This is a genomic window from Ketobacter sp. MCCC 1A13808 (assembly GCF_009746715.1).
In the GTDB taxonomy this organism is placed as follows: domain Bacteria; phylum Pseudomonadota; class Gammaproteobacteria; order Pseudomonadales; family Ketobacteraceae; genus Ketobacter.
The window spans coordinates 651,036-670,636 of the sequence record NZ_VRKW01000002.1 but is presented as its reverse complement, the minus strand read 5'-3'; the positions used below and the strand labels follow the sequence as shown (position 1 = coordinate 670,636).

Sequence of the window (19,601 nt, the reverse complement as noted above, 5' to 3'; positions counted from 1 at the left end):
GGTTCGGGATTACTTCCTGCGAATTGGGACTTTCCGGCTTTGGCATAACTGGCTCCTGACTCACCCTGATTTAGATGTTAACTCAAAATCAGCTGGTGCAGGAGCAGGTTGACACACAGGGGAAGACCATGCCTCGCTTGTGTCTTTTGCTCTCACGGCCCCTAATACCCAACCCCACCACCAATAAGGTTTGAAGCCCGCCACCACTTAAGCGACAATAGCGCCCCCAAATCTGTATCACCCGCTAAGATGATTAGGAGCATGCCCGATGCCCACCCGCAGTGAACTCGCAAATGCCATTCGCGCCCTGTCTATGGACGCCGTACAAAAAGCCAATTCCGGACACCCCGGAGCCCCGATGGGAATGGCCGACATTGCCCAGGTGCTGTGGTGTGACTATCTCCGGCACAACCCTGCCAATCCTGAGTGGGTCGACCGCGACCGCTTTGTGATGTCGAATGGCCACGGTTCTATGCTGATTTATTCGCTGCTCCACCTTACCGGTTATGACCTGCCCATCGAAGAATTGCAGAACTTCCGCCAATTGGATTCAAAAACCCCGGGCCACCCGGAATACGGATATACCCCCGGTGTCGAAACCACTACCGGCCCCTTGGGTCAGGGTATTGCCAATGCTGTGGGTATGGCTATCGCCGAAAAAGTTCTGGCGGCGCAGTTTAACCGCGGTGCGTATAACGTAGTTGACCACAATACCTACGTATTTATGGGCGATGGCTGCATGATGGAAGGTATTTCCCATGAGGTTTGCTCCCTGGCAGGTACCCTGGGCCTGGGCAAGTTGATTGCCTTCTATGACGATAATGGCATTTCAATCGATGGCGAAGTGGTTGGCTGGTTCAGCGATGACACCGCCAAGCGGTTCGAATCCTATGGCTGGCACGTGATCCCTCAGGTGGATGGGCACAGCACAGAAGAGCTGATCGCCGCTGTGGAAATGGCAAAAGCCAACCCTGACCGGCCGACCCTGATCTGTTGTAAAACCATAATCGGCTTCGGATCACCAAACAAGCAAGGCAAAGAAGAATGCCACGGTGCCGCTCTGGGCGACGACGAAATCGTATTGACCCGCAAGCAACTAGGCTGGACCCACGCCCCGTTCCACGTACCTCAGGATATCTATGACGCCTGGAGTGCTAAAGAAAAAGGCGCCAAAGCCGAAAGCGACTGGCAGCGATTGTTCGACAACTACCGTAACGAATATCCTGAATTGGCCGCTGAATTCGAGCGTCGCACCAAAGGCGACTTGCCTGCGGACTGGGAAGCTCAAGCCAGCGCTTATATCAAAGAAGTACAGGCCGCGGGCGAGAAGGTGGCATCCCGTAAAGCGTCTCAAAATTGTCTTAATGCCTTTGGTCCGATCTTACCGGAATTGTTGGGTGGCTCAGCGGATCTGGCCGGTTCCAACCTGACTATCTGGAAAGGCTCCAAAGGTGTCAGCGCCGAAGACGCCAGCGGCAACTACATTTACTGGGGTGTACGTGAATTCGGCATGACAGCAGCCATTAACGGTATCGCCCTGCACGGTGGCTTCATTACTTATGGCGCAACCTTCCTGATCTTTATGGAATACGCCCGTAACGCGATGCGTATGGCGGCGTTGATGAAGAAGCAAAATATCCAGGTCTACACCCACGATTCGATCGGTCTGGGCGAAGATGGCCCCACCCACCAGCCTATCGAACAGCTGACCAACCTGCGTACCACACCGAATATGTCGGTATGGCGTCCTTGCGATGCAGCGGAATCGGCGGTGGCCTGGAAAGCGGCAATTGAACGGAAAGACGGCCCCAGTGCTTTGGTGTTTTCCCGTCAGGGGCTGGCACCGATGACCCGCAGCGATCAGCAATTGTCTGATGTCGCCAAAGGCGGTTACGTGCTGAAAGCGTTTGCCGATGGTCAGCAGGATGCCCTGATTATAGCGACCGGATCAGAAGTGGAACTGGCGATGAGCGCGGCTGAAACACTGGCAGGCAAAGGCAAAAACGTCTCTGTTGTATCCATGCCCAGTGTTGATCTGTTTTTGAAGCAAGACGCCGCTTACCGCGAATCTGTATTGCCTGCGGCTGTGCGTGCCCGTGTCGCCGTGGAAGCGGGCATGGTGGATTTCTGGTACAAGCTGGTTGGCCTTGACGGTGCTGTCGTGGGGATGACGACCTTTGGTGAATCCGCGCCGGCAGGTGATTTGTTCAAGCATTTCGGTATCACTGCAGAGAATGTGGTGGCTGCTGTAGAAGGGGTTCTTTAGGAGCCCTTTCCATGAGCCTTGAGCCTGCTAATCCCTCACTCCGCCCACCCATCAGGGTTGCTATTAATGGTTATGGCCGGATAGGGCGCAACATGCTGCGCGCGCTGTATCAGGGCCGCGAGCATGGCAGTAACCGGGATGTGCAGCTGGTCGCGATTAATGATCTGGGCTCGGCGGAATCCCTCTTGCATCTGACCCGTTACGACACCACGCACGGGCGCTTCAATACGGCCGTCACATTACTGGATGATAATACACTGCAGGTGAATGGTGACCGCGTCCGCTTGTTGCGGATCGAGGATCCGGCGCAGTGTCCATGGGCTGAGTTGAACGTGGATCTGGTGTTGGAATGCACCGGTATTTTTCGTGCCTATGCTGATGCCGGGCTTCATTTGCAGGCCGGAGCCAAACGCGTCATTATCGGTGCCGTGGCTTTCGATGATGTAGATTGCACGTTTGTTTACGGCGTAAACCATCAGCAGTTGAACGCTGAACACAAAGTGGTTTCCAGCGCGTCCTGCACCACCCATTGCATCGCTCCGTTATTGCAGATTATGGATGCGAGCTTTGGTGTAAAACAGGTGTTTATGACGGAAATCCATTCCTACACCAGTGATCAGGTGTTACTGGACCATGTGCATCGGGATTTGCGCCGGGGCAGAGCAGGCGCACAAAACCTGATTCCCACCACCAGTAGCAGCATTGGAGCCGTGCAAAAGGTGTTGCCGCAATTGGCTGGAAAAATTGACGGTTACTCCATGCGGGTACCAACACAAAATGTTGCGGCGGTGGATCTTACTCTAATGCTGGATCATAAAGTCACCTCGGCAGACGCCATCCATCAGGTAATGAGGCAGGCCAGTATTGGGTCGTATAAAGGCATTGTGGGGTATTGCGACGAGCCACTGGTGAGCGCGGACTTTTTAGGCCGCACAGAATCTGCAATTTATGACGAAACGCAAACTATCATCAGTAACGAAATGGTAAAAATAGTGGCCTGGTATGATAACGAAACCGGCTTTGCCTATCGTCTGCTGGACTTAGTGGAACGCTTTGCTGCGTTGTGAGTCTGCAATTGAGACAAAATTACGAATTCAAAATGTAAGCAACAGAACGACTGAGGAAGAGTATGTCTGTAATCAAAATGACCGACCTGGATTTGTCCGGCAAGCGCGTATTGATCCGCGCTGATCTCAACGTACCCGTTAAAAAGGGTGAAGTGACCAGTGATGTGCGCATTCGAGCGTCATTGCCTTCGGTAGAGTTGGCATTGAAGCAGGGCGCATCCGTGATCCTGATGTCCCATCTCGGCCGTCCGGTAGAGGGTGGCAGCGCAGAAGAAAACGCTGCTTACACGATGGCACCGGTGGCGAAGCGTCTTGGCGAACTATTGGGTTTCGATGTGCCGGTGGTGGCTGACTTTGAAAATGGCGTAAAAGTCGACGCAGGCAAGTTGGTGTTGCTGGAAAACGTACGTTTCAATGCCGGTGAAAAGAAAGACGGTGAAGCCCTGGCTAAATCCTACGCTGCTCTCTGTGATGTCTTTGTTATGGATGCATTCGGAACCGCTCACCGGGCGCAGGCATCTACTCACGGTGTCGGTAAATTTGCCACTGTTGCTTGTGCAGGCATCCTGTTGGCCGACGAATTGGACGCCCTGGAAAAAGCGCTTGCGAAGCCCGAAAAGCCCATGTTGGCGATCGTTGCAGGCTCCAAAGTGTCGACGAAACTGGATGTATTGAATTGCCTGTCTGACAAATGCGACCAGCTGATTGTCGGCGGCGGTATCGCCAACACCTTTTTGGCAGCGGCCGGCTTCAATGTAGGTAAGTCCTTGTGTGAAAAGGATTTAATCGACACAGCCAAGGCCATTGCCGCGAAGGTGGAAGTGCCCTTGCCGACGGATGTAGTGGTAGCGGAAATCACCGGACCGATCGACGATTTTATGGAGTTTGTCAGTAATGCCAAAGCGGTAGTCAAACCGGTGGCGGATGTGGGCGATAATGACATGATCCTGGACGTTGGCCCGGATACTGCAAAACTCTTTGCAGACAAGATCTTAGCGGCCAAAACCGTGCTCTGGAATGGACCGGTAGGCGTGTTCGAAGTGGATCAGTTCGGGGACGGCACCAAAGTATTAGCTCACGCCATTGCTGACAGTCAGGCATTTTCCATTGCGGGTGGTGGTGATACTCTGGCAGCAGTAGACAAATACAACGTAGCCGATAAAGTATCCTATATCTCCACCGGCGGTGGTGCTTTCCTGGAGTACGTGGAAGGCAAGACGCTCCCCGCCGTGGCAATGTTACAAGAGCGCGCGAAGTAAACACACTCACGAACCCTTACATCGAACAAGACGAGGCACAGTATTATGGCACTCATCAGCATGCGACAATTATTGGACCACGCTGCAGAATTTGGATACGGCGTTCCCGCATTCAACGTAAACAACCTGGAGCAAATGCGCGCGATCATGGAAGCGGCCGACAAAACCGACAGTCCGGTGATTGTGCAAGCCTCTGCAGGCGCCCGTAAATACGCAGGTGCGCCGTTCCTGCGTCACCTGATTCTGGCGGCGGTGGAAGAATTCCCTCATATCCCGGTCGTCATGCACCAGGATCACGGCACCAGTCCGGCAATTTGCCAGCGTTCCATTCAACTGGGTTTCAGTTCAGTCATGATGGACGGCTCGCTGGGCACGGATGGTAAAACCCCGATGGATTATGACTACAACGCCGGTGTTACCCGCGAAGTCGTGAAAATGGCCCACGCTTGCGGGGTTTCCGTTGAAGGTGAAATCGGTTGTCTGGGTTCTCTGGAAACCGGTATGGCCGGTGAAGAAGACGGCGTTGGTGCAGAGGGTGTGCTGGATCATTCTCAGCTACTGACCGATCCGGAAGAAGCCGCACAATTCGTTAAAGACACGGGTGTGGATGCCCTGGCGATAGCCATCGGCACATCTCATGGCGCGTACAAATTTACCCGTCCGCCTACAGGCGATATTCTGGCAATCGGTCAGATCAAAGAAATTCACAAGCGCATTCCAAACTGTCATCTGGTTATGCACGGATCTTCTTCAGTGCCTCAGGAATGGCTCAAGGTGATCAATGAATTCGGCGGCGACATTGGTGAAACATACGGTGTGCCGGTGGAAGAGATTGTAGAAGCCATTAAGTTTGGTGTACGCAAAGTGAATATCGACACCGATCTGCGTCTGGCGTCAACCGGTGCGATTCGTCGCTTTATGGCGGCTAATCCGGCGGAATTTGATCCCCGTAAATATCTGAAAGAAACCGTCGGTGCGATGCGTGATATCTGTATTGACCGTTATGAAGCCTTTGGTACAGCGGGAAATGCCAGCAAAATCAAGCCGATGTCCCTGGAAGTCATGTTCACCAAATACGATAAAGGTGAACTGGATCAGGAAGTGAAATAATCGCTGCCTGATTTAACTGGCCCGGAGTCTCATAGTGGCTATGAGGCTCTGGCCCTGTCGTACAAATGACACTAGACTGTAAACATCACCCATCTGCCCTGTTATTGCCTTGAAGTTAATACCCGTTGAATTACGCCAAAAGCTGCCGGACTTCTCTTTGCAAGACGAGCGGCCGTTTCATCCTGCATTACAGGAATATCGGCGTTTCTACAAAATAGATTTTGAAAATCAATATACCGGTGTGTCTGCTTACATGGGTAAAACTCATGTGGCGGGTTTCGATATTGTGTTGCACACCTTTATCCCGATGCGCGCCAAAGCGACGGTGTTCGTGGTGCATGGATATTATGATCACGTGGGAATATACAACCATCTGATCAAGGCATTGCTCAAGAACCAGTGCGCGGTGGTGGCATTTGATCTGCCCGGGCACGGTTTATCATCCGGCTCCCGTGCGGCAATATCCTCATTCCGGCAGTATCAACCGGTATTCAAAAAAGTATTACAGTTATGTGGTAATCAACAGCTACCGTCTCCCTGGCAAGTGGTGGCACAAAGCACTGGCTGCGCCATCGTAGCGGAATATTTGGTTCAGTTCGAAGGGCAGGAAGAACGCATCCCGTTCGAGAAAGCGGTTTTTTACGCTCCCCTGATAAGGCCGGTAAACTGGTTCTGGAACAGCAAACTGCATACCCTCGTTAGTCCGTTCAGCCGGTTTGTAAAACGTAAATTTGGTGAGAGTTCCAACGACGAGGCTTTTCTGGAATTCGTCCGCAATCAGGATCCGCTGCAGCCCCGTTACTTGTCTGCCCATTGGGTGGGGGCGTTAAAAAAATGGATTCCCTATCTGGGACGTCATGCTCCGGTTCGGTTTCCTCTGCTGATTATCCAGGGTAAATGCGATCAGACGGTGGATTGGGAATACAACGTGCCGGTGTTGGAAAAGCTGTTTATCGGAACTCAGGTGCAATACATGGCTAAGGTTCGCCACCACGTGGTGAATGAGCTGGAGTTGTATCGCCGTGATGTGTTTGCACGCACCATCAGCTATTTTAACCGCGTTCCTGCAGCGCATCAGCTGGCAATACGATAAACAGCAGCAGGCTCCGAAACAAAATCCGGGTGATGCTTTTGACCCAGCACTCTTGGCGAGAAAATTTCTCTGAATAGAAGCTGCATTGCCGCCTGGTCCCTATGGCTGTTGTCCCCACCATGATCGATTTCATTTTGTTGGCGGACTAATCTCAATTGTTGCTGCATTAATTGCACCGAGCAACCGCTTTCCAATAAATGGTGAGCCAGCGCCCGGCGCAGATCGTAGGCAGAAATCGACGGCTGCGACTGCAAACTCTGAGCAGCCGTATGCACCGAGTTTAATAAGCGTGTTTCTGGAAAAGGCTGTTTAACCCTGAGTTGATTGTGATTAACGCGAGTACCGGGAGCGGAAAAGACAAACTGCAATAACCAGTTCCGGCTAATATAAGGAGCAGTCGAGGTGGGCACCCAGCCATCACCTTGAGCCAATGCTTTCAAGTGTTGGGTCCGGGTTCGTAACAAATGCAACTTTAGGTGAGGAATTAATTGGGGAGCCAGCATCACCGGCAGGTGTCTGCGAATTTGCAGGTGGCTATGACTAAGATCCAAATCCTGAACCCGCAGCTTTACACATTCAGCCGGATGTAAGCCTCCGCTATAGAGTAAAGCGCCCATTAGCCAATAAGGCCCTGACAATTGCTGCAACAGCTCGCGTACCTGTTGCTTACTTAGATGCGTATTATTGGTATAAGAAACCATCCGTGGTGCTCCGTGCCTGCATAATGCTGTATATATTTCCAGTTATTATACATTGCGTACCCAATACGCAATGCTCGAATACTGGATGGGCATACAGTATACTCCGCTCGCCTCAGAAAGGAAGGAGGTGAGGTATGAATGATTCAGATAAGTTCGGAGCAGAAGTCTCCGATTATTTTTCTCGTAAACCGCGTCATTTTGGTGAGCGTTGGTATGATTGGCATGACCTCTCCAGAGCTTGGCTCCTCCATCGCTATTTGGCTGGTGAAATCTGCGTATACGTGCAAATTAGGCTCGGGGTTTTGGACCCGGATGGAGAAGTGATCCGTGGGTTCTTTAAATATCAGCGATTTCATCATCCAGTCGATGTCTGTGATTACGATAGGAGGTCCAGGCTCGTCATTCGTTGCCCCGATCCTCACTTCTTGACCCATTATTGCGCTCTGGCCAACAACGATGAGAAGCCTGTGTTTGTCTCTAATGTCGAGCTTTCTAATGATGTCGAGCGAGTAGTTATTCGGAGAGGGATGGTGATAGGGCTGTGCTCTCTCTATGAGAGAGGTGACAACTTCGGAGACGCCCTTTATTTTTCCCCTGCAACAGGCATCTATGAATTTATTTCTGTCGCTACAAATGGGGAATTCAAGCCTCCGCATCGCTTCGTCAGAAACTGGCCCCTGCTCAGAGATGACAAGCGCAACGATAAGGTGATCAAAGCAGGATCTAAGGTGATGGATGATTTCCCCGGCTATGACGGCAAAGCGATCAGGGCAATGTCTGGCATATCCCTTGAAGACATATTGGGTGCAGTCGAGATTCACGCCTCCAATAACATGATAAGGGCGAGGATCGCCTGTCAGGAACTGGTTAATCTCGGCGTTGAGGTTCGTAATACTTTCTTCGGCCCGCTCAATCTTCGCGTAGATTCCGTCCGTTAGTGGATGATGTGCTCTCACCGTTGGAGGCTCCGTTCCCAGTGTTTTTATTGATCAAATCCAATGCGGATTCAAAGCTTTTGCCAGACTCGTTCACGCCAAGCTCAAGCGCTTTCTCAATGAAGCGCTTTGACTGCTCTTTATCATCTTTTTGTTCTGTGGATTTTTTAGTCACGCTTGCGCTCCGGCTCTTCATTAATGAGCACTTTGATATGTTAAGCGCTTGCCGATTACAGAGGTTAGCAGTTTTTCGGCACGCTCAACGTTAGATACCTCCAATGCTGCTCGATTATTGTAGCGGAAGTCAAATTCTGCAAGGTAGCGGTTAGGGTGATGGTGTCCACAATGCTGGTAAGTGCCTTTCATTCCACGCTTGAAGACAGAGAAGTAATTCTCAATGGTGTTGGTGTGAATTTCCTTATTGCCTTTGCGCACATACTCGCCTTTGCCGTGGTCTACAGAGTGATGCGCTGCAAATTCTTTACCCACTTTGATGTAAATACCGGCCTTATCAGTCATCAGCTTGGCTTCGCGGTCAAGATTATCGCGAACAACGGGAGCAACATCGGCAACAGTAATATTGTTCATAACCATAGTGCGCACTTGCTTGGTGTCGCGGTCGATCAGGCCCAGGATTTTGCGCTTCTTAGAGGTGTGAGAATCTTTGCCGTGTCCTTCGGTCTGCCCCATATAGGTTTCGTCAACTTCGACAAAGCCGCCACCAGAACCAAAAGGAGTGAAGTCAGTAGATTTCATAGCTTCGCGGATGCGGTGGCCCATGAACCAAGCAGTCTTGAGAGTAACGCCAAGAGTACGGTGGAGTTGGTTGGCAGAAATGCATTTTTTGGAGGATGCGATAAGGAAGATGGCTTGAAGCCACAAATGCATTTTGACGTGAGAAGACTCGAAGATGGTGCCAACCTTCACAGTGAAAGGCTCACGGCATTTGTAGCACTTATAGGCGCCAATGCGAGTAGATTTGCCCTGCATCTTAGAAACGCGCTCACGCTCGCCACACTTAGGACAGGTAGCACCATTAGGCCACAGCTTAGACTCTACGAACTCGTAGGTGGCTTCTTCGTTGTGGAAATAAGGTTTGGACAAAATGGACATGACAGTTTCCTCTCAACAATGGGGATATTCTCCCAGAATCGAGCGGGTACGCCAAGCATAATAACTGGATATATTCACAGTTAAGCGCAGGCGCGTCAAGTTCGGATGTCTTTCTTTCTAGATGACTTTTTGTTGCTTGGATAAAAACTGTTTTACCGAAGAAGGTAGTGCTGCCATAACATGGGATAACCCTTGATTTACTAACCCGGTCACGTGCACCGGTTTGCCCTCCATCAATGCGTCATAACCCTCATTGGCTACCTCTTCTGCGGTCATCCACATGAAACGCGGTAATTTGCTGACCGAGCCACGGGTGCCCATAACATCATGAAATTCGCTAAACGTCAGGCCTGGACATAGCGCGCTGCAATACACATTATGGGGATGCAGTTCCAAATCAAGCGCCTGGCTGAAATCCAACACGAAGGATTTTGCTGCGCCGTAAAGATTGCCTTTTAACTGAGGTGAAAAGGCAGCAAGCGACGCGAGGTTAAGGATTCGCCCATAGCCTCGTTGTTTCATTCCGGGCGCAAAAAGATAGCACAGTTCAGTTACGCTGATCGTCATAACCTGCATAAAATCACGGTGTGTCTTCCAGTCTGATTGCAGAAAATCCGTATGGAGTGCGTAGCCTGCGTTGTTCACCAATGCATCGACCTGCAAACCTTGTTGTTCACACCAGTCATATATTCGTTGTGGCGCAGCCGGATCGGCGAGATCCTCGGTAATAACATAGGCCATCTGTCCGTACTGTTGTTTGATCTCCTGCTGGACTTGACTGAGCTTGTCTTCGCGTCGTGCCACCAAAATAACGTCGAATTCATGGCGGGCAAAAACATGGGCAATGGCTTTGCCGATACCGGCAGAGGCACCGGTGATCAATACTGTTTTAGGTAATGCGGATTCGTTGCTCAAGGGAGGCTCCTTTTCCATTGCAAAGTGAAAAGACTATGCCATAGACGGGATTCTCTGTAAAAGCAGATCTTGCAGGTCGGCCCTGATTCGCGCTAGCCTATCAAGCCGGTTTTTAAGCCTATTGATTCAATCAAATGTGTATACGCGGAGATACGTCATGAGTTACGACGACCAGAATATTTTTGCCAAAATTCTACGAAACGAATTGCCCTGTATAAAAGTTTATGAAGACGAGTTGACTTTGTCGTTTATGGATATTATGCCACAATGCGACGGGCACACGCTGGTTATTCCCAAAGTGTCTGCGGTCACCCTGTTTGATTTACCCGAGGAATACTATCAGGCGTGTTTTCAGACCATGAAAAAAGTGGGCGAGGCATTGAAAATCGCCTTCTCTACTGAAGGCATAATGATGTTTCAGTTAAGCGGTGAGCAAGCAGGGCAAACGGTTCCCCATCTGCATTTCCATCTACTGCCGACCTCTATTGTTACGCTGCGGACAAAAAAACACGCAGCTGTAATGGAAGACCAGGAAAAGCTGAATACATTCGCTAAAAAAATCATTGCTGCGATGCCTGCTTAATTGATCGTTGCATCGTACGGGTGCTCATATCCAAACAGGCTGCAATATCCGGATCGTTTATCTTGCCGGATGGTAATTTTCAAATAGGCGGATGTGTACCTGAGCAGCCAGTTTGTCTTTTTCCCAAGTTGCCAGATGGTTCAGAATAATCTGTTCGTGGGCGCGAGATAATTCCTCGTTCCCAGAGGGCATCGTTTGGTGGGTGACTGCAAATGATCTGTTTGGGGCTGAATGAGTCACCCAGTAACATGCGTACCATTTTTAACAGAGATACGAATGCCGCATCGACACCTGCGGAACAGCGCCGGTATTTTGAATCTGAGGCGATCGGTAAACAAAATTCCGCCATGGCCTTAAGCGCTGGGCTGCTTCATCAGGAAATTGCAGAGGCTCGCACATTGGGCTTTGAAGATCAGATTGAAAGTTTGAAGAAGTCGGGATTAGCGCAAGGCGGATCCCTGCGCAACGCAACCGAGCAGTGGGCCGACATCATGGATGTGCGGACGTATGGCGAAGTACTGGAAAGTGCCAGTTTTCATTGGTCTGCATTCAGATCGGGATATTGAGGGCCACACCAAAGACTCTTTGTAATAACCACAGCATACCAAAGCCGATGACCGTCATCATGCCCGGTGCCAGCAGGCGATACCGCAGTGGCGGAATTCGGCTTAGCATTAACAGCAGTGGTACCACTGCAGCGACAATACTCAGTTGCCCCAATTCCACTCCGATATTGAATGCTATCAAGTGGAGCGTGACCGATTCCGCAGGCAGGATTAAATCGGAAAGCACGTTGGCGAAGCCGAAGCCATGAATCAAGCCAAAGCCAAAAGCCAATGACCAGCGCCAGCGATTGAACGAAGGGTAGAGGGCGAGTGCTGCACCGATAATGACCGACAGCGCAATTCCACTTTCAACCCATTGGGTAGGTAAGGTGATAGTCTGGGATGCAGCCAGCATTAAGGTAATTGAATGGGCAATTGTAAAAGCGGTCACAATGGAGAAAAGTGATTTTAAAAGCGTACGGGTGGAGCCGGGCTGGGTTTGATTTTTCTTGCCCAATACTATCGGAAATATAAGCGTCATAAGAAACAGAATATGATCCAGGCCGATATAAATGTGCCAAATACCTTCTATGATGAAGGTAAGAAACGAAGCTGAATCAGGGGTGTTTTCGGAAAGTGTTATAACAGTTCGCTGCTGGGACAAGACAAATCGTTGCGTGCCGGTCTGGTTTTTAACACTGACGATACCCTGGTGCCACGGATTGACCTGGTGGAATAACCGGTAGTTCAGCGTCAACGTGTCCTGTTCCGTAAGTTCGCTCTCACAGTCGATACGAAAATCCAGATACACAGCCGGTTTAGTATCCAATCTATCGATCCTGAAAGTATCGCCGGAGATACGGCAGTTTTTTTGGTGTTGCTTCGTGATGAGTGTCGAGAAGGCATAGCGTCGGATTCTCTCAGCGGAAAGCTGAACTTCGGTTCGGGTAATTTGGTTGTCCAGATCGAGATCCAGGTCCAGTACACGATCCAGGTCTGACAAGGGGATTTTCCACTCGGCATTTATGAGATTACCTTGCGGTTCCAGAAACAAATAGCTGGTGCTACCGGTGTGTGCGAAGCAGTGATTGGCGATCAGCATGTGCAGGAAAATCAGAATTAACTTATTCACTATCAATCGCTCCATAGTTGGCCAGCCTCTGGTCTTGAATCAAATTTTCTTCTAGCCACTGGCTCACCTTGTCTATTGTCCTGATATCCCGTTCTTTTGTAGCCGCATTCATAAGAAGCAGGGTATCGATCATGCCTTTTTGCCGGTCCCAGTTTTTACGCGCGTAGAGCAGGGCAGCGCGGGAATCGTTTTCAACTCTGGAGTGATAAAGGGACAATAATCTGGAGTTATCCAGGGCGGGCTTTTGGTCACCTGTATTGGTGAGGGTTGTTATGTTTTCCGTTATGGTGTTTTTGAGTTCGCTCAGTTCGGGTTTGCTCTGTTCTTTTTGCGCATAATACAAATTGATCTGATTTTCGATGCTGGGTGGTTGCTGCTGTAAAAAATTCGCCAGCGTATTGTATCGTTTTAAGGACAGCAGAAATTCACTGTACTGCGACACCACGTAGCCATGCTGCGGCGTAATGTTCAGGGCCTGTTTAAATTGCTTTTCTGCGCCCGCCATATTGCCCTGCAACCAGTACAGCTCGGCGAGTGTGATGTGAACTTCACGCTGCTGTAGTGAGGCGAGTTCGGATACCGCTAGTAGCGTGTTTAATTTGTCGATCATGACAGGCGCGTGGCCCTGCAAGCCTTTGATGGGGGCAACACAAAGCGTGACACTTATCGGGTCAGCCTTAAGAAAAACGCGCTGGCAGTCAAGTAGCGCCGCATCCAGCTTTCCAGTCGCGAATAAAATGGCCGAACGTGTAAATCGAGCCTGAACATTCTGAGGGTCCGAATCGATAACCTGATTCAGGTCTGCAAGCGCTTGGTCAAACAAATGTTGCTGTTGAAGTATGACGGCTCGCAGAATTCGTAGTTCAGAGCTGACATTATTTTGGTCCCACCAGGGATCAAGGATACCGCGTGCATAGCCATAGTAATGATATTCTCCGCTATTGGTGCCGGTCATCACCCATTCCCAGGCTTGTTGTGTGGCTTGCGCCATGCTGAGTGGTTCAGAGTGCGCCGTCCTTTGTTCAAAAATAGGGTAATCACGAACCAGTAATACAGTATCATCCTGATCCTGCGCAGGGTCGCATCCTGCAATATTGCCGACGATGCACACGATTACTACGGCGATTATCGCCGCCGCCATGCCGACAGGAAAAAATGCCCATCCACTTACAGCATTAGAATCTGTACCGGACTTCATGTGATTACCCTCATTGAAAATGAAATTCAGTGATTAATTTCCATAACCAATATTTCTCAGGACCGAACCTTCGCTAGCCGGTGATAGGTATCAGAGCCCGGCCCCGGGCACGGGGGTGTTCAGGTAGGGGAATTGCGCGTTGAAATCCGCCGAACTTACGGTGGCTCCGTCGGTCAGTGGCGCGGTGTTGTTGGGCGCAATAGCGGCGTCTGGAATCAATGCACCCATGGCGACTCGTAATATAATATCCACTACGTCATCCCCGGGTCGGCGGCCGTTGGGAAAACCGGCCAGGTCGCCGCCCAGTACACCCAGGTTGTTCTGATTCTGTATCGAAACAGGCGCAATAGCGGTGTTCAGCCGCAACATTTCCGAGGCGGTTACATTGGCTGGCTGATTGAGGCCCTCTACGCCCGTCAGAAACGCGGCTACCAGATCGGTTCTGGGAAAAAGGTTAGGCGCAACTGCCGTTCCCGGGAACAAAATTTCCAGCAGTTCGGGTATCGTTGGATTCGTTACGTAGTCAAGAAACTGAGCATCGTGCTTTGGTTTACTGGCGTTGAACTTATCCTTGTCTTTCAAACCGATCACTACCTCGTTAACCAGTGGCATACCCAGTCGCGAAACCTGAGTCCAGGGGCCGGCGCTCAATAGGGGTGCTTTGCCCTTATCAAAGTCCGGATGTGGGTGAAAGAATTGTAATTGCCTGACACTGGCGGTAGTCCAGGCACCAATCACGGATTCCTTACCTTTGGTTAGGCAGTGTGCTGGAACTTCCATAATGATCGAAGTAATGTTTTTATCGGCGATGGTGTTCGGTTTGGCGTCCACCGCACCAAGCGGGTTCAGGTTGACCAAATCAAATACCTCACCCAGATTGACCACAAAAGGCTCCTTGCGTTGGCCCACAAACAGCCGTCCAGGATCGGGGCAGTGTGGTAGCATGACGTCATATATATGGCTTTGTGCGTAGCTTTCATAATCACTCAGGGATTTTGTCCCTATGTAATCCGCTGGTTTTCGAAACACCGTGCTGCCATCCATCGCATTTTTTACCGCGCGTTTTTTGCCCCTGTTGCTGCCTCCCATAATTTGTGTGACCTTATACTGCTGGCGCACATTGAGGTTGTCAGTGTCATCCTTATCCGGCCCGATAGGCCCGATATTTTTCAATGGTACGGATACGGTTTTACCCTCAATTTCGAGTGCAAGATCCTGAACAATATCGTCGAACTGAATACGATAGGTGATGTCTTCTTTGGCGTCGCCGTTGTTATCAATATGAATGTCATAGACGGCATTTTTGTCTAAATCAAAATAATTCGGGCCACCATAGGCATCCTGCAATGGAAAATAATCCGCAATCAGCGTGACATAACCTTCGCGGCCGGGCTCGTAGCTACGGAATGCGTAAAGATCCGTAGCATCGACTTTGGGTAAGTTGGAAATGAAGGGGGCTTCGCGGTGACTGGAAGCCTGTGATGTGGTGCAGAGTAGTGATCCACAAACAGCAGCGATGCCGATAGCCAGTGGAGTGCGTAAGTGCCGGGTATTCATAATAAATCCCTCCTGCGGGATAAACAGTGTGATTGCATGAAGTCTTTACGCAGGGGGATCCAGATTGGATGCAATATTATTAAATATATTATCTGTGCATCTAAAACAGACGGTGTACCGTATATGCTCACTATTAAAAAGGAAACGGGATGATGGCAGATCAAGCGGAATTGATGAGGTTATTACAAGCCACGGCTTGTGGTGATCAAATTGCCTTCCGGCAGCTTTACGAGAAAACCTCACCGGCTCTGATGGGGCTGTGTATGCGTATGCTCAAAGATCGAGCCAGCGCGGAAGAGGTACTACAGGAAGCGTTTGTGAAAATCTGGTATCACGCGTCGGAGTATCATGAGGAGCGCGGCAAGGTCAGTACTTGGCTTACCAGTATTGTGCGCTATCGTGCCCTGGATTTCTTGCGGGCGCGGCATCCACAGGACACCAGTGATGAGCTGTTACCGGAGAACGCCAGCGAGGAACCAGGGCCGTTGCGGTGGGCCGTGGCCGGAGATGAAATGAACGCATTACAGCTATGCCTGGAGCAACTATCCGGCGAACAGAAACAATTGATTGTTCTGTCATTTATTGAAGGATTAACTCACCAGGAATTGATGCAACGGGTTGAATCGCCTTTGGGCACCATAAAAAGCTGGATTCGCCGGGGGTTGCAGAGTTTGCGGAGGTGTTTGGAGCCATGAACTACTTGAAACCGGAATTGCTTGAACAACTGGCGGCGGAATACGTGCTGGGGTCCATGCACGGCGCAGCGCGCAAGCGTTTTGAAAAGCTGATGATGGAATCCTATCGTGTGCGCAGTGCGGTTTGGAGCTGGGAGCAGCATATTAATCCGATGGCAGAAGTGATTCCGGAGCAGCGGCCCCGTAAACAGGTTTGGAATCTCATTCAGGCGCGGATTCAGTCGCCGCAGCGGCAGGAGGGTGTGTCGTGGTGGTGGCGCGGCTGGGCTGCTTTGGGGGGGGCTTTGGCGCTCGTAATGGCGGTGTATATCGTGCAGTTGGCACCTTGGGATCGGCAAGACCAGGTGGCGATGTTTAATGATGCTGATGCGCTACCATTGTGGCTCATTACCACCAGCGAAAGCAGCGGCAAGCTGATTGTGAAACCCATCAATGCCCAGGCAATAGCGGTTGATAATAAAGCGTTCGAATTGTGGATGTTACCGAAAGGAGGTAAGCCTGCATCGCTGGGATTGATGCCGGTCTCCGGTGCTGCGGTGGAAACCACGTTATCGCCGCAATTGCTCACAATCATGCAAAACTCAGACGCTCTGGCAGTCAGTCTGGAGCCGGCTGGCGGTTCCCCCACCGGGCTGCCCACCGGACCGGTGGTGTACCAGGCGCCGATAGTTCAGTTTTAATTTTTGCGTTTTCATGTGTTGCTGAATCAGTTTCGGAACAAGCATAGCAATCCACCTTCTCTGGACTGCAATACCTGCTAGGCAGGTATTGCAGGGGGAGCGGAAGTCTCCGCTGTCGTTACAGTGTCTACCCCAGTTGAGTTTTCTGCCTTGCGATTCCAGATCTTTTCATGGAAATAGAACGCGACGGTGTTGCACAATGGCTCAACTAACGCCAATGCGCCGCCAACCCAGATGTCACCACTCATGGCATAGCCCACGGTGAACGCCACGCCCATATGGATGATTGCAAAGCTGATTGTCTTTTTCATGGTGTGATTCCCGGTAAGCGAATTAACTAGACCGCTCAATAATCGCAAATGATTCTCATTAGTGAAAATTGATTGTGTCTTTCTTTTCAATAGGAATTACCAATCACTTGTACGTGTTTGATAGTTATATCTGTTTCGTATCCGGGTTGCTTATTTGTGTTATAAATGTTTGATTTTGCAACTCAAATTGACAATGTTTCCGGTCAGAAAGTACTATTGATCGACTCGTTCCTGGTTTTAATTCCTTATAAAAATAGCAACAAGCCGGTGCACGACGAAGAATAACCATATAAAAACAATGATATAAGAACAAATCAGGGGTAACTGAGATGTTGGGTTCTGCTATAACCGCGGGGGTTAAGATAAACCGCTGCCTAGTACTTTTATTGGTTTCATGGGTAATGGTGGCTTGTTCAGGCGAGGATTCACTTGTGGATTCTGCAGCAGAGCAGGCAGCGACAGGGCCCGAAGAGCACAGCGTAGAGGTTCTCAGCCCGTCAATTACGCCGCAAAGGGAAGAGCTTCTTCTCGGGGATGAAGATGAAGACAGTATCGATGCCATTGCCGGTGACCTGTATTACCGACCCGCGGACTACCCGAAATCAGTCGATTTACCATTACAGTTCATCACTACCAAAGGCGGCAAGCAGCTCAGCGTGCGTGTGACCCTGCCTGCGGATGAAGACGGCAATCCTCTGGAAGGGCCGTTTCCTTCGGTGCTGACGCAGTCTGCCTATAACACCAACCTCCTCAGTTATATGTTTATGGGCACCCCAGGAAACACGTTAATGGGGCTAAGCGATTCCTATTTGGTGCGGCGTGGATACGCGCAAGTGGCGGTTGATGCGCTAGGCACCGGGGCCTCGGAAGGCGGTTGGGAACTCCTAGGTGAAGACGAGCAGATCGGGTTTGCGGATGCGGTGGATTGGGTGCATCAGCAGCCGTGGTGTAACGGTAAGCTCGGTGTTGCCGGGGTGTCCTATATGGCGATCAGTTCGCTTTTTGCGGCTCAGCGCAGGCCTGATTCCATTGATGCCATCTTCGCCAGCTTGCCGATGGGCGACGCCATGCGCGGCACTGTGGGTATTGGCGGCATGGTCAACGCTGTATTTATGAGTGAATGGATGTATCTGACACACTTTTTGGCGACCCAGAATTTACCGGCGCAGATAATCAATCCGCATTACATGACGCAATTAATCGAGACCACCAAAGAACATACGGATCAAGTCCAGCGTTATCACCTCCCGTTAATTGAATCCGCCTTAAATGGCGCACCGTATGTAACCTATGATGGTGAGTTCTGGCGTACACGCTCACCAATAGAAAATATGGATAAGATAAAAGCGCCGACATTTTTCTTTGGTGCTCTCAACGATATTTTTCAGCGTGATGTGCCATTGCTCTATGAAGCGTTGAAGAAAAACGGTGTTGAAACTCGGATGGTGATATTCAACGGGACGCACTTCATCAACTTTGTGACTTCCCATATCGGCGCGACCGGTGTTGCACCAATCGATATCCTGATGCTGCAGTGGTTTGACAAATACCTGAATAATATGGAAACCGGCACCGAAGACATTCCGCCGGTCGTACAGTACGTAAAAAATTACCCAAGCAAGAGCACGCCACAAGAGTTTCGCGGTGACCATTACGCCACTACGACTGATTGGCCGCATCCCCAAGCCACCGCGCAGCGCTGGTATTTACACGGCGATATGAGCCTTTCACAGACAGCACCACAAACGGAAGAAAGCGGCCCCACAATGCTGAACCCACCGCACCCGGATGGAAAGGCGTTTGAGTCGAAGGGACTGATTCAGTTTGATGTTCATATTGGCGACGGTACCAAATGTACGCGTAGTTTTGATCAGTGGAAGTTGGGATTGACCATACCGAAATCCTGTTTCTACAATACCGAAAAAACAGAGCAGGTGCGTTTGCTATTCGAATCCGAACCGATGCAGGAAGACTATTATATCAACGGGCCTATCCAGGCTGATGTCTGGATCGACAGCACCGTTACAGAGGCCGTGGTTGCAGTACAAATTGAAGAAGTTTCGAAAAAGCAATCGTTGCCGATCACCACCGGTCAGCTACTCGCTTCCGGGCGTGCAGTGAATATTGAACGATCACGATTTATGAATGACCAGATGATTCAGCCGTACCACTATTTCACAGAAGAAAAGAGCCAGCCGTTGGTGCCCGGTGAAGTGGTCAAAATGCAAATCGAGATTTTCCCTACCAGCACTATTATCCGCAAAGGAAATAAGTTGCGGGTTGCTATCAGTCCCAGCAATCAGGCGCAAGCTATGCTGAATTATCCTCGCCAGGCGATGGCAGAAGGGGGGGTAACTACATTGCATATCAGTCCGGAATATCCGTCCAGTGTGGTGTTACCGATTGTGCCCACTGCCGTACTGGATTAACGCGCAACCGCA

Annotated in this window: 19 protein-coding genes; 11 read left to right on the top strand and 8 right to left on the bottom strand. The window is 50.4% G+C overall.

Annotation, left to right across the window (positions count from 1 at the left end; translation table 11 throughout):
• Window positions 1-268 precede the first annotated feature (268 nt).
• The 5 genes from tkt (at window position 269) to FT643_RS06865 (ending at window position 6,795) form a co-directional block, all read left to right on the top strand.
• Window positions 269-2,266: a transketolase gene (tkt, locus tag FT643_RS06885; RefSeq protein ID WP_156870508.1), complete on the top strand. Its 1,998-nt coding sequence runs from the start codon at window positions 269-271 to the stop codon at window positions 2,264-2,266.
• Between the two features lie 11 nt (window positions 2,267-2,277).
• Window positions 2,278-3,333, top strand: a complete 1,056-nt coding sequence (gap, locus tag FT643_RS06880) for a type I glyceraldehyde-3-phosphate dehydrogenase (RefSeq protein WP_156870506.1) — start codon at window positions 2,278-2,280, stop codon at window positions 3,331-3,333.
• 62 nt (window positions 3,334-3,395) lie between these two features.
• Entirely contained in the window at window positions 3,396-4,592 is a 1,197-nt protein-coding gene (locus FT643_RS06875; RefSeq protein WP_156870504.1) for a phosphoglycerate kinase, read from the top strand.
• Window positions 4,593-4,637: 45 nt separating this feature from the next.
• Window positions 4,638-5,702 carry a class II fructose-bisphosphate aldolase gene (gene fba, locus FT643_RS06870; protein ID WP_156870502.1) on the top strand — a complete coding sequence of 355 codons (1,065 nt, stop codon included), beginning with the start codon at window positions 4,638-4,640 and terminating at the stop codon, window positions 5,700-5,702.
• Between the two features lie 109 nt (window positions 5,703-5,811).
• Window positions 5,812-6,795, top strand: coding sequence for an alpha/beta hydrolase (locus tag FT643_RS06865; protein ID WP_156870500.1), 984 nt, complete (start codon window positions 5,812-5,814; stop codon window positions 6,793-6,795).
• Here the strand turns inward: FT643_RS06865 and FT643_RS06860 are convergent.
• Window positions 6,777-7,496, bottom strand: a complete 720-nt coding sequence (locus tag FT643_RS06860; RefSeq protein ID WP_156870498.1) for a tyrosine-type recombinase/integrase — start codon at window positions 7,494-7,496, stop codon at window positions 6,777-6,779. The two genes, FT643_RS06865 and FT643_RS06860, sit on opposite strands and share 19 nt — an antisense overlap.
• A gap of 134 nt (window positions 7,497-7,630) precedes the next feature.
• Here FT643_RS06860 and FT643_RS06855 point away from each other — a divergent pair, with 134 nt between their 5' ends.
• On the top strand, window positions 7,631-8,434 hold the full coding sequence (locus FT643_RS06855; RefSeq protein WP_156870496.1) for a hypothetical protein: 804 nt from the start codon (window positions 7,631-7,633) through the stop codon (window positions 8,432-8,434).
• On the opposite strand, the gene FT643_RS06850 is transcribed toward FT643_RS06855, so the two are convergent.
• The 3 genes from FT643_RS06850 to FT643_RS06840 all read right to left on the bottom strand — a co-directional run bounded on the left by FT643_RS06850 (window position 8,406) and on the right by FT643_RS06840 (window position 10,459).
• A complete protein-coding gene (locus tag FT643_RS06850) occupies window positions 8,406-8,606 on the bottom strand; it encodes a hypothetical protein (RefSeq protein ID WP_156870494.1) in 201 nt (66 codons plus the stop codon). The two genes, FT643_RS06855 and FT643_RS06850, sit on opposite strands and share 29 nt — an antisense overlap.
• Window positions 8,607-8,626: 20 nt before the next feature.
• Window positions 8,627-9,544, bottom strand: coding sequence for an IS1595 family transposase (locus FT643_RS06845; RefSeq protein WP_156870492.1), 918 nt, complete (start codon window positions 9,542-9,544; stop codon window positions 8,627-8,629).
• Window positions 9,545-9,661: 117 nt separating this feature from the next.
• Window positions 9,662-10,459 carry an SDR family NAD(P)-dependent oxidoreductase gene (locus FT643_RS06840; RefSeq protein ID WP_198043372.1) on the bottom strand — a complete coding sequence of 266 codons (798 nt, stop codon included), beginning with the start codon at window positions 10,457-10,459 and terminating at the stop codon, window positions 9,662-9,664.
• A 157-nt stretch (window positions 10,460-10,616) separates the two neighbouring features.
• On the opposite strand from FT643_RS06840, the gene FT643_RS06835 reads away from it, so the two are divergent.
• Window positions 10,617-11,042 carry an HIT family protein gene (locus tag FT643_RS06835; RefSeq protein WP_156870488.1) on the top strand — a complete coding sequence of 142 codons (426 nt, stop codon included), beginning with the start codon at window positions 10,617-10,619 and terminating at the stop codon, window positions 11,040-11,042.
• 248 nt (window positions 11,043-11,290) lie between these two features.
• Complete coding sequence (locus FT643_RS06830) at window positions 11,291-11,608, top strand: UDP-3-O-acyl-N-acetylglucosamine deacetylase (protein ID WP_198043371.1); 318 nt, start codon at window positions 11,291-11,293, stop codon at window positions 11,606-11,608.
• Here the strand turns inward: FT643_RS06830 and FT643_RS23680 are convergent.
• The 3 genes from FT643_RS23680 to FT643_RS06815 form a co-directional block, all read right to left on the bottom strand.
• The gene (locus FT643_RS23680; RefSeq protein ID WP_198043370.1) at window positions 11,592-12,719 is read right to left on the bottom strand and encodes a HupE/UreJ family protein; all 1,128 of its coding nucleotides are present in this window, start codon (window positions 12,717-12,719) and stop codon (window positions 11,592-11,594) included. The two genes, FT643_RS06830 and FT643_RS23680, sit on opposite strands and share 17 nt — an antisense overlap.
• Window positions 12,712-13,917 (bottom strand): tetratricopeptide repeat protein, encoded by a 1,206-nt coding sequence (locus tag FT643_RS06820; protein WP_156870482.1) that lies wholly within the window; start codon window positions 13,915-13,917, stop codon window positions 12,712-12,714. The genes FT643_RS23680 and FT643_RS06820 overlap by 8 nt, the downstream gene beginning before the upstream one ends.
• 90 nt (window positions 13,918-14,007) lie before the next feature.
• Complete coding sequence (locus tag FT643_RS06815) at window positions 14,008-15,474, bottom strand: DUF4331 domain-containing protein (RefSeq protein ID WP_156870480.1); 1,467 nt, start codon at window positions 15,472-15,474, stop codon at window positions 14,008-14,010.
• Window positions 15,475-15,623: 149 nt separating this feature from the next.
• Here FT643_RS06815 and FT643_RS06810 point away from each other — a divergent pair, with 149 nt between their 5' ends.
• Window positions 15,624-16,169 (top strand): sigma-70 family RNA polymerase sigma factor, encoded by a 546-nt coding sequence (locus FT643_RS06810; protein ID WP_198043369.1) that lies wholly within the window; start codon window positions 15,624-15,626, stop codon window positions 16,167-16,169.
• Window positions 16,166-16,849 carry an anti-sigma factor gene (locus FT643_RS06805; protein ID WP_156870478.1) on the top strand — a complete coding sequence of 228 codons (684 nt, stop codon included), beginning with the start codon at window positions 16,166-16,168 and terminating at the stop codon, window positions 16,847-16,849. The genes FT643_RS06810 and FT643_RS06805 overlap by 4 nt, the downstream gene beginning before the upstream one ends.
• 77 nt (window positions 16,850-16,926) lie before the next feature.
• On the opposite strand, the gene FT643_RS06800 is transcribed toward FT643_RS06805, so the two are convergent.
• A complete protein-coding gene (locus FT643_RS06800) occupies window positions 16,927-17,160 on the bottom strand; it encodes a DUF2061 domain-containing protein (protein WP_156870476.1) in 234 nt (77 codons plus the stop codon).
• Window positions 17,161-17,591: 431 nt separating this feature from the next.
• On the opposite strand from FT643_RS06800, the gene FT643_RS06795 reads away from it, so the two are divergent.
• Complete coding sequence (locus FT643_RS06795) at window positions 17,592-19,589, top strand: CocE/NonD family hydrolase (protein ID WP_198043368.1); 1,998 nt, start codon at window positions 17,592-17,594, stop codon at window positions 19,587-19,589.
• The last annotated feature ends 12 nt before the right edge of the window (window positions 19,590-19,601 follow it).